At 65.5% G+C, this 9,432-nt stretch carries 11 protein-coding genes, 1 tRNA gene and 1 pseudogene; 6 read left to right on the forward strand and 7 right to left on the reverse strand.

Features of this window, described 5'->3' with window-relative positions; all coding sequences use genetic code 11:
- The first annotated feature begins 140 nt into the window (after positions 1-140).
- The 5 genes from ACWEIJ_RS27210 (at position 141) to ACWEIJ_RS27230 (ending at position 3,735) form a co-directional block, all read left to right on the forward strand.
- Positions 141-1,466: an NAD(P)/FAD-dependent oxidoreductase gene (locus ACWEIJ_RS27210; protein WP_449840069.1), complete on the forward strand. Its 1,326-nt coding sequence runs from the start codon at positions 141-143 to the stop codon at positions 1,464-1,466.
- A 200-nt stretch (positions 1,467-1,666) separates the two neighbouring features.
- Entirely contained in the window at positions 1,667-1,789 is a 123-nt protein-coding gene (locus tag ACWEIJ_RS27215) for a hypothetical protein (protein ID WP_269083663.1), read from the forward strand.
- On the forward strand, positions 1,786-2,889 hold the full coding sequence (locus ACWEIJ_RS27220; protein ID WP_449840070.1) for an ATP-grasp domain-containing protein: 1,104 nt from the start codon (positions 1,786-1,788) through the stop codon (positions 2,887-2,889). Before ACWEIJ_RS27215 ends, ACWEIJ_RS27220 begins: the two co-directional genes overlap by 4 nt.
- A gap of 119 nt (positions 2,890-3,008) precedes the next feature.
- Positions 3,009-3,085, forward strand: a tRNA-Leu gene (locus tag ACWEIJ_RS27225).
- A 389-nt stretch (positions 3,086-3,474) separates the two neighbouring features.
- On the forward strand, positions 3,475-3,735 hold the full coding sequence (locus ACWEIJ_RS27230; protein WP_449840071.1) for a hypothetical protein: 261 nt from the start codon (positions 3,475-3,477) through the stop codon (positions 3,733-3,735).
- Positions 3,736-3,942: 207 nt separating this feature from the next.
- Here ACWEIJ_RS27230 and ACWEIJ_RS27235 read toward each other — a convergent pair.
- The 7 genes and pseudogenes from ACWEIJ_RS27235 to ACWEIJ_RS27265 form a co-directional block, all read right to left on the reverse strand.
- Positions 3,943-4,932: pseudogene (locus ACWEIJ_RS27235) on the reverse strand (recombinase family protein); the annotation flags it as partial.
- Positions 4,932-5,198 (reverse strand): hypothetical protein, encoded by a 267-nt coding sequence (locus ACWEIJ_RS27240; RefSeq protein WP_449840072.1) that lies wholly within the window; start codon positions 5,196-5,198, stop codon positions 4,932-4,934. The pseudogene ACWEIJ_RS27235 and the gene ACWEIJ_RS27240, both read right to left, overlap by 1 nt.
- Positions 5,189-6,337 carry a replication-relaxation family protein gene (locus ACWEIJ_RS27245; protein ID WP_449840073.1) on the reverse strand — a complete coding sequence of 383 codons (1,149 nt, stop codon included), beginning with the start codon at positions 6,335-6,337 and terminating at the stop codon, positions 5,189-5,191. Before ACWEIJ_RS27245 ends, ACWEIJ_RS27240 begins: the two co-directional genes overlap by 10 nt.
- 107 nt (positions 6,338-6,444) lie before the next feature.
- Positions 6,445-7,293: a DUF5753 domain-containing protein gene (locus ACWEIJ_RS27250; RefSeq protein WP_449840074.1), complete on the reverse strand. Its 849-nt coding sequence runs from the start codon at positions 7,291-7,293 to the stop codon at positions 6,445-6,447.
- A 2-nt stretch (positions 7,294-7,295) separates the two neighbouring features.
- The gene (locus ACWEIJ_RS27255) at positions 7,296-8,240 is read right to left on the reverse strand and encodes a Scr1 family TA system antitoxin-like transcriptional regulator (RefSeq protein ID WP_449840075.1); all 945 of its coding nucleotides are present in this window, start codon (positions 8,238-8,240) and stop codon (positions 7,296-7,298) included.
- A 44-nt stretch (positions 8,241-8,284) separates the two neighbouring features.
- Positions 8,285-8,614 (reverse strand): hypothetical protein, encoded by a 330-nt coding sequence (locus ACWEIJ_RS27260; RefSeq protein WP_449840076.1) that lies wholly within the window; start codon positions 8,612-8,614, stop codon positions 8,285-8,287.
- A gap of 20 nt (positions 8,615-8,634) precedes the next feature.
- Positions 8,635-8,874 (reverse strand): hypothetical protein, encoded by a 240-nt coding sequence (locus ACWEIJ_RS27265; RefSeq protein ID WP_449840077.1) that lies wholly within the window; start codon positions 8,872-8,874, stop codon positions 8,635-8,637.
- A 238-nt stretch (positions 8,875-9,112) separates the two neighbouring features.
- On the opposite strand from ACWEIJ_RS27265, the gene ACWEIJ_RS27270 reads away from it, so the two are divergent.
- Positions 9,113-9,432, forward strand: a 320-nt coding sequence (locus ACWEIJ_RS27270) for a helix-turn-helix domain-containing protein (RefSeq protein ID WP_449840078.1), incomplete at its 3' end; no start/stop codon positions are given.

Consider the following 9,432-nt stretch of genomic DNA (forward strand, 5'->3'; position numbering starts at 1 on the left):
CGCTCCTCTCAGCGAGAACCCCTCGACTTCCGCTCAACTCCCAGGTCAGTCGGGAGGGTGTCCGGCATCACCCGGCGACGGTAGTCACAACGGCCCCTCCGGACGCGCGAAAAAGGGGGTCTCGGTGCGACCATACGTGTATGGCTGCTGTGAAGTCGCAACCCACGCGAATCGTCATTGTCGGCGGTGGGTACGTCGGTATGTACACGGCTCTCGGTCTGCAGAAGAAGCTGCGATCCGGTGAGGCGTCGGTCACCGTCATCGACCCGCAGCCGCACATGACCTACCAGCCCTTCCTGCCTGAGGCGGCGGCCGGCTCCATCGAGCCGCGCCACGTCGTCGCCCCCCTGCGCAAGGTGCTCAAGCGCTGCCACGTCGTCACGGGCCGCGTCACCAAGATCGAGCACGCGCGCAAGATCGTGACCGCCGAGCTGTCGGACGGCCACGTCGAGGAGATCGAGTACGACGTGCTCGTCTCCGCGCTGGGTGCGATCTCCCGCACGCTCCCGATCCCCGGCCTGGCCGAGGTCGGCATCGGCATGAAGACCATCGGTGAGGCGATCTACGTCCGCAACCACGTGCTGTCGCGCCTCGACCAGGCCGCCAGCACGAACGACGCGGACCTGCGCAAGCGCCTGCTCAGCTTCGTCGTCATCGGCGGCGGCTTCGCTGGCATCGAGACGCTCGCCGAGCTCGAGGACATGACGCGGTATGCGCTTCGGTACTACGAGGGCATCAAGCCCGAAGAGATGAACTGGGTCCTGGTCGAGGCGATGGGCCGGATCATGCCCGAGGTCTCCGCCAAGCTCGGCGCGTGGACCGTCGAGGCGCTGGAGAAGCGCGGCATCAAGATCTACCTCGACACCCGCGTGAAGTCGTTGGAGAACGGCCACGTGGTCCTGGACGACGGCACGGAGTTCGACTCCGACACCATCATCTGGACCGCCGGCATGAAGGCGAACCCGGTGCTGCGCAACACGGACCTCCCGCTCGACGAGCGCGGCCGCGTCCGGTGCACCGCCGCCATGCAGGTGCAGGGCCTCGAAGGCGTGTGGGCCGCCGGTGACTGCTCCGCGGTGCCGGACCTCTCGCGCACCGAGGAGGACCCGACGGCGACGTGCGTGCCGAACGCGCAGCACGCCATCCGTCAGTCGAAGCTGCTCGCCAAGAACATCGTCGCGTCGTTGCGCGGCCAGCAGCCGAAGGACTACTTCCACAAGTACCTCGGCTCGGTCGCGGGCCTCGGCCTCTACAAGGGCGTCGCGGACGTGTTCGGCCTGCGCTTCAAGGGCCTGCCGGCGTGGTTCATGCACCGCAGCTACCACGTGGCGTTCATGCCCACCGTGAACCGCAAGCTGCGCGTGCTGATGGACTGGACGCAGGCGCTGTTCTACGGCCGCGAGGTCGTGGCGCTCGGTCAGATCAACGACCCGAAGTCGGACTTCGATCGCGCGGTGCAGAGCTGATCATCACTCTCGGTGAGTGACCTGGTGCCCCGGACGAGATATCGTTCGGGGCACTGTTGTGGCCTCTAGGCGGAACTTGAGCGCCCAATCGGAGTAAAGCTCCGGCGGCCGCCTTGACATTGCGTTACGTGAACCAGAGACTACGGCAGGTGCATCACCTGAATGCGTGATTCGCCTGTGTGGGGAGAGAGGTGATCCCGATGTCTCTCGAGGAGCTGGCCGCACAGCTTCGCCGTGGCGAGATCGAGGACCCCGCGTTGGCGCAGTACGCCGCAGAGTACGCGCAGGCGGGGCAGAGTTTCCGCAGCAAGAAGGACGATTGAGCAGGTCAGCTGACGGGCGGGTGCCGGGTGCCCCGTCCGAGGCTGCCAGGCCGTTGCTGCTGCAGGGTCAGGACTACCTCTTCCGCTCTCCGCCCAAATGCCTGGACTTCCAGGAACAGGTGCACCGCCTCGGCATGGTCGACGAGGGCGACGGCAACCCGCAACCCTGTGTGCTCGTACTGGCGCGCGCCGCCGACATGGAGATGAACGAGCTCTCCATCGCACTGGCCGAGCGCGGCATCCGCATGGCCCGCATCGACGCCGACCGCTGCGTCGACCTGCCGCTGTCCGTCTACACCGACCAGCCCCTGATCGAGCTCGACCGCTGGCTGCTGCGCCCGCTTCTGGTGTGGCGCCGCCACTTCGAGCTCTCCGCCGTCCCGGTCGAGCCGGGCACCCTGGCCGGCGCCTACGCGGTCGACCAGTGGGCCTCAGTGGCCAACTGGCTGTCTTCCCGCTCCGACTGGGCACACGTGAACCCCGCACGCTTCTCGACGCATCTGGACCGCCTCACGCAGCTTTCCGATGCTTCGGCTTTCGGCCTGCGTGTGCCGCGCACGGCCGTGACGACCCGTCCGGGCCGTACGCGCCCCGGCGGCGGCCGCTGCATCGTGAAGACGGCGGGACGGCACCTGCTGGAACCGCGTCCAGGTGTGCAGCACGGCCTGTTCCCGCGTCCCCTGGAGACCTCGCGCGCCTCCGACGCCCCCGAGCCCGCCCCGGTGATCGTCCAGGAGTACGTGCCGTCCGACACCGAGCTGCGCGTGTTCGTGGTGGGGGAGCGGTGCATCGCGTTCCAGGTCGACAAGCTCGACCCCGCCCAGCTCTGGGTCGACCCGGACGCCGTGCGCGTGACGCCGACGTACGTGCCCACCTCGCTGTCCGACCGCCTGCTCGCGCTGGCACGGCACTGGCGCGTGCAGGTCGCCGCGTTCGACCTCCTCGTGACGGGGTCCGACCACGTGTTCCTGGAGATCAACGTCAACTGCGACTGGCGCTGGTTCGAGCACAGGGCAGGCGACAACTCGGTCTCCGCGGCCGTGCACGACTGGGTCGCGCTGCGCTTCAAGGAGCTGCTCGGAGCGGGGAGGGCGCGCTGATGTTCGGGTCCGTTCGACGCTTACCCGGATGCTCGCTCTAGTCCAATTCGCTGGGCCGTGCGGGCGAGAAAAGTCCATCCGCTCACACAGGCAGACGATCAAGGCTTAGGCTCCCCGTCGCCCCCGTAGCCCAATCGGTAGAGGCAGGTCCCTTAAAAGGATCACAGTACGGGTTCGAATCCCGTCGGGGGCACCATCTGCATCCGCACAAGGATCTGGTGCCTGAACAGGCGTTTTGCTCGGCGTAGGCATGGCTTCGACGATCCTTTCGGCCGTGTCCGCTACCTCCGATAGGGCTTCGGAGGGGAGCCGGAGAGTAACCAGAAGTTGATCATGGTCCTCGTTCAGGTGGACGCTCAGCTGGGTGATCTTGAACAAGCGTCGTAGCAGCAGGTCAGGGGCCTCGCTGAGGTTCATGACGAGGCATGGGAGCGCATCCAGGAGCGCTGTGTCCTCGGCGGTTGGTTTGTTTGGCTCCGGCGTGTCGGCCGGTGTGGCCTTCGTCACGAGATCTCGCTTCTGCTCCTCCAGCTCGTTGTAGGTCTGCCGCAGTCCGCGGCTGAACGCGTCGTCGCCCTCCTGGGCTTGACGGAGGATCGTGGCCTGGCGCCGCTCGATGTCGTCGAAGGTGCGTTGGACGCGCTCCAATTCGGCTTGTTGTTCTTGGGCCGCGCGGTCGTCGACCGTCGCAAGATCGGCTTCGAGGAGCTCACGGCGCTCGGGACCGAACACCCGGTCGGCGAAGAAGGCCGTGATCGCCTCCATGAGCGCGTCTTCACGGACGTAGACCACCTCGGCATGCCCGGAGTACCTGTCGGGCCGTCCGCGGTTGTTACTGCGCGCTGAGCACATGTAGTAGACGCGGTCGTGGCGGAAGCTGCCGTACATCCGCTGGCCGCACGCGTCGAACACCATGCCGCGGAGCAGGTACGTGCGCGTGGCGATCGGGTGGACGTTCTTCTCGTCGTTGTCTCGCGAGCCCCGCTTGGCTTGTCTCGTCGCGGCCAGCTCGTCGAACATCCACTTCGGAATCAGCGGCTCGTGGACCGGCTCGTTCGACCACACCCACAGCACGGGCGAGTTGACCTTGCCTCGCTTCGAGCGCGTCGCACGACGGTTGAACACCTGGAAGCCGGTGTACTTCGGGTTCCGCAGGAGGTCGCCGACGCTGGACTTGCTCCAAGCACCCCGCGCACGTGCCTTGCTGGGCGGCTCGGGTGGCGGGTACTTGGCCGGATCGGCGTTCAGCCGGTCGGCGATCGTGCCGTAGCCGAGGCCCTCGTGATAGCGCCACGTCGCGATCTGAGTGACCGTTTCGGCCTTGAGGCTGTCAGGCTCCAACCGCGTCTTGGTCTGACCCTTGGCGGCCTTGGTGGGGTTGGGGTGGCGATAGGTCTTGGCCTTGTAGCCGTACGGCGGCTTGCCGATGTTCCAGCCCTCTCGCACGTGCGTGCAGAGACCACCCCAGGACTGCTCCAGGGTGTTGAGGACCTCGTACTCGGCCACCGACTGGTTGATCCGCCGCTGCAGGATTCGCTGTGCCCGGCTGCCGGTCAGCGTGATCGGCTCGTTGGAAGCAAACAGCGGGACCTCGGCCCGTTCCAGCTCTCGCTCGATCGAGAGTCCCTCGAACGTCCGGCGAGCCACGCGCGAGACACTCTCGCAAATCACGACATCGAACCTCCGGCCCTTTTGCGCGGCCTCGTCGAGCAGGTCCGTGACACCGCCGTCGCGAGCGATAGGGATGTCGTAGCGCTCGTAGTTCTCACCGCGACCACGTTGGTCCAGCTCCATGCGGCCGGACTCGACGTCGTAGAAGTGCGCGACGATCACCCACGACTCCGGGATAGCGGCCTTGCAGTTTCCCAGCTGCCGCAACATGGACTGTCGCGGATCCTGTTGGTCGTCGGTGGATGTCCGCCCCAGGAACGCCACTCGAACTTCGTTGCGCAGCAACGCCACCGGCATGCCGAGCGGTGAGACCGCGTAGTCCGACAGGCCGGACGGTCCAGACGGCACGGCGTGAAGCCGCGGTTGGTTCATCAGGCAGCCTCCTGATCATCGGCCTGTTCGGCGTGCTGGGTGGCAGCCCAGTCGAGGAGGTCTCTGATCACGGCGGCCAGTTCGCCGCGCAGACGATCGCCTTCGGCGCCGCTGACATAACGCACGTGTCCGGAGAAGGTCCAGTTCTTCGTGCGGTTTCGTATCTGATTGTACTGCCGCTCGTTCAGTCTAGAACCGTTGTCGCGCAAGGATTCTGTGTCACCAATGGGTGGTTTTCGAGGCGGAGGAATGCTGTTCATTCCCATCGCCACTCATCTCCCATGGCCTGGCGAGTCATGGCGTGATCCTCGGGATCCCATGCCGCCTCACTGAACGGAATGCCGTTGAGTGGCTTGTGCAGCGCGATGTTTGGGCCGCGTTGTGGTAGCTCACTCAACCGCTGCCGTTCCCGCACGTGTTCGAGTGAAGACCAAGCAGCCCAGAGTGGCCCTGCCGGACCGTCGGGATGGTCGTGATCACGAGACGACGTTGCGATGAGGAAGCGAGGGTTCTCGTAGCCGAGTTGCTGGCGCAGCGCCGAGCGGAGGTTCCGTTCGCGTTGCGAAGAGTGGACGGAGAACAGCAGAACGCCGAACGCGTCGGTGCGAAACCCGGTGTAGTCGCTGAGCTTGGCCACGACCTTGGACAGCGGTTCTGTGCCGGTGTCGTGTTCCAGGAAGAACCGCACCCGCCGCCCTTGCTCTTCCCAGCAGCCGTACGCGTCTGGCCTGAGTTTGGTGGTCTTGTTCCAGAAGAACTCCGTGCAGACCTTCTCCGGCCACCACTGTGTGAGCCGGGCATCTGGTCGCGTGCGTGCATGAGCGGCCAGGCCGCAGAAGAAGTCATTGACGCCGAGCTGGTGCGCCAGCTTCGGCCACAAGCCCAACCGCTCCAAGCGTTCCGCGTACGCACCCGGCGCCGGCGGCTTCGCTGCCCGCTGCGCCGCGATCAGTCGTGCGCCGCGGTAGCCGAGCGCGTATCGCGTCTGACTTGTGCCGCCAGCGCTGTACGAGTCGCGGAACGCGAACACCACGCCGAGCTCGCGCAGCTGCCGCAGACGGTCCTGTGCGCGCCGCACTGACGAGAACTCGATAGCCGCGATCTGGTTGGTCGTGAGGACTTTGTGCTCGTGAAGCAGAGCGAGGATCCGTCGATCCCGCTCGACCAGCCGGAACCACAGGGACGCATCGGGCTCCCCGGCCCGGCTGCCGCCGCGCCCACGAATGTGGGGAGTTCCTTTGATGTCACCCCTCAGTCGGCTTTCGGCCGAGCCTCCGCGGTACCACCGTTGACCTGCAGATCGAGGAGTTCGAGCGTTGGCGGATGGGGTAGCGGATTCAGAACGCCGGGCATCCGCTTCCCCATGCGCAGGGCCATGCGCTGACCCGTCCGCGCTGCTGTCCATGGCTGTCTCCCTCCGGAGCTGCCGAGCCGTAGTCGCTCGTGCACCCCTTAACTCCGGATTTCGAGGCCTGATTGGACAGTGGGACTTCCATAGTTATCGGTTCGACATCAGTCGGCCGTGCGCAAGTCGTCGCACAGGCGGAGAAGCAAATCCTTGGACCCGGCCTCGTCCAGGCTCTCCTTCTCAAGTGCACGAACGACGGTCTCGTAACCTTCGACCGAGTCTTTCGCCTCAGCGAAGAGGCTGGAGTTCTCGGTCTCAACCCACACCAGGGGTTCGTACTTCGCGAAGGTCAGCAGCGTGAACGGCCCGGCCAGCCCCGCGTGCGCGCCACGGTCGACCGGCAGAATCCGGATCCGGATGTTCGGGTGGTTCGCCATGAACATGAGGTGCAACAGCTGCCCGATCTGCACCTCGACACCACCGATCCTGAGCTGCATGGCCAGCTCGTGGATGAAGAAGATGCATTTCGTGCCGTGCCGGATCAGCTTCTGCATCGCGAGCCGGGCCTGCATCCGCTCCTCCAGCTCATCCGCTGGTGACGTAGCGGAGGCAAGTAGTGCCTCGCGCATGTAGTCGGTGGTCTGCAGAAACAGCGGCACCATGTGCGTGTGCCAGCAGGTCAGTGACTTCGCCACCTTGAGGTGTTCAACGGCCGTACGAAGCCGGATAGGTGAGCCCACTCCGTGCTGCTGCCACCAACCCAAGACGCCCGCCTCGGGGTACAGCGCGAACAGGTGAGCGAGTTCGTCGGCGTTGACGCGACAAGCACCCAGCAGTACAGCGATCTCGACCAGAGTGGCGCCGCCCTTGCCGTTCACCACGTCCGAGACCTTGGCCTCGTCCCAGTCCACGATCTCCGCAGCTGCGCGCGAGGTCAGGCCAGCGCCCGCGATGGCTGCTCGGATGCCGGCGCCAAACTCGCGACCACGCGCGGTGGAGAACCTCTTCGGCATGCCTAGCTCCTCGCCTGATCGGTAACCAGCTGCAAGTGCCATGTTGGAACTTGTGACGGATCTCGAAGTCGTAGCGAGGTCTCGTTTAGCCAGAGCGACGACAACTCCTCAGTCCGGACGACATCGCTGAGTGCAACGAGGGCGCGTTCGTAGGGCGCGCGGTCTGCGGCGGACTCAAGCCAGGTATCGCCGCCGTGCAGAGTTCGAAGAAGGACGACATCGTCAAAGCGCTTCTCAGCGAACCGCATCACTGTGAACGGCGTACCCATGCCGAGGTAAGGCCCTGCGTCACCGTCCACGATTCGGAGCTCGAACCCAGGTAGCTCGCTCAGCTCGTCCAGGTGCTCCAGCTGGTCGGCCATCACTCGCGAACCGCCTGTACCGCTGTTGAGCACCGACTCCGTCACGATCAGCCGGACGCTCAACCTCCGCGGACTTCCTGGCTGTGCAACTTCTTTTGCGCCCATTCCCAAGCGTTGCAGGGAGCCTTGTTGCAGATCAGGATCGAGGTTGCTCACCGCCGCGCCGGACTCGACAAGGGCATCGTGGTACGCGCTGATGCGCACAAGCTCAGGTAGCGCATCGGTCGCCACGATCGTCAGTTCGCTGGCCTCGGCGATGACGTCCCAGGGTGTCCACGTCAGCCGTGTCCATGCATCGCCGTTGATCCGATCCCACATCTGAGGATCCATGGCCCGTTGCGCCACCCGGACACAGAGTTCGATCTCGTCGTCTGACGCGCCGCAGACGGCGCCGATCGTCACGACTTCACTCGGGGAAATGCGCTGAGCAGCCCGGCAGAGGTGCGACAGCTTCGCGGTCGAGAACCCGACTCGATCGCCCAACTCCGTGAGAGACCAACCGCGCTTCGTCCGCCAGCCCAGCACGGTCCGGCTCAACGCGCGGACCTCCAGGCTTGCTCTTCCGCCGACCAGTTGTAGCGCCATGTGCCATCAAGCCTGTTCTTGATCCGTGGGTCCGTATCCGACGCTCATGCCCGGTGCCTCTTCGGCTCCCAGCACGTGCGTTCGCGCGTCGTTGCAGTCGCCGCCTGGGCGGCAAGATGGACGTCGAGCAACACGCGGCAGGGTGCCGACACCCGTCGCCAGACCGGTCCGCTCCGGCACTTCCTGCAACAGCCGTTCTCGTCAGGCTGGTGTTGGTCGACGAACACACGCAGCGCGGCCACCAACCGCGGGACTTCCTGCCTCGCCATCGACAGCGCGGACGCACCGTCGCCGTCGGAGGCGATCCGTGACACAAGGTCCAGGTGCTCCACGAGTCGTCGGCGCAGTTCGGAAAACAAGACCAGGTTGCCCATGGCTGCACGCCCTTCGGCTGCTAGCTGGCTCGGAGGCGGGAGTGCCCAACCTGCCGCGGCTGCTCGGTTGAGTTCGATGTCCTGTCGTTGACGAAGGCGAGCGCAACCGCCTGACGGAACGACAGAAGTCCTTGCTCCGCGGCGTTCGCTTCCCTGCAGTCCAGCGCCGAAGTGACCACCACAGCAGCTCGCGCGAGCACTGCCGTCTGCGCCCGCGTCAGGTTCACGACGACCGGAACGACATCCTCAAGATGCGCCATCACCGGAACCCTTCGCTGAGATCGACCTGGGCCGACGGGATCCTCGGGCGTGGCGCGCTAGCTGAACCGGACACGCCCGTCCGGGTTCACCTCCCCGCAAGGGGCCAAGGATCCCGACGACAGCGCCTACAGTAGGGGTTAATTAACCCCGAATGCGATACCCGGATCGTGTGAATACGTCCTGACCTGCCACGTGGCTAGGGTGATCACGCGTGCCGTAGTGCGAGGAGGCAACTGGGTGCCGAGCGACAAGACGTACAGGAAGTCCAAGCTGGGTCGCCTGCTTGATCAGCTTCGCAAGGACGCGGGCAAGGACCTCGGGTACCTCGCAAGCGAGCTTCGAAAGACCGAGGCGCACCTCTCCAAGTGTTTGAACGGCACGAACCTCCTCGGCTGGGCCGACCTCGGCCTGTACCTCGATCTCGTTGAGGCAGACGAAGACCGCCGGCGAAAGGCGACCGAGTACTGGGAGGACGCCAAGCAGGACAGCACACGCGTCCAACATCCAGCCGCGTACAACCAGGCGGCCCGCTCGTACGCTCGCGCTGAAGCTGATGC

Source organism: Lentzea sp. NPDC004789, from assembly GCF_053601075.1.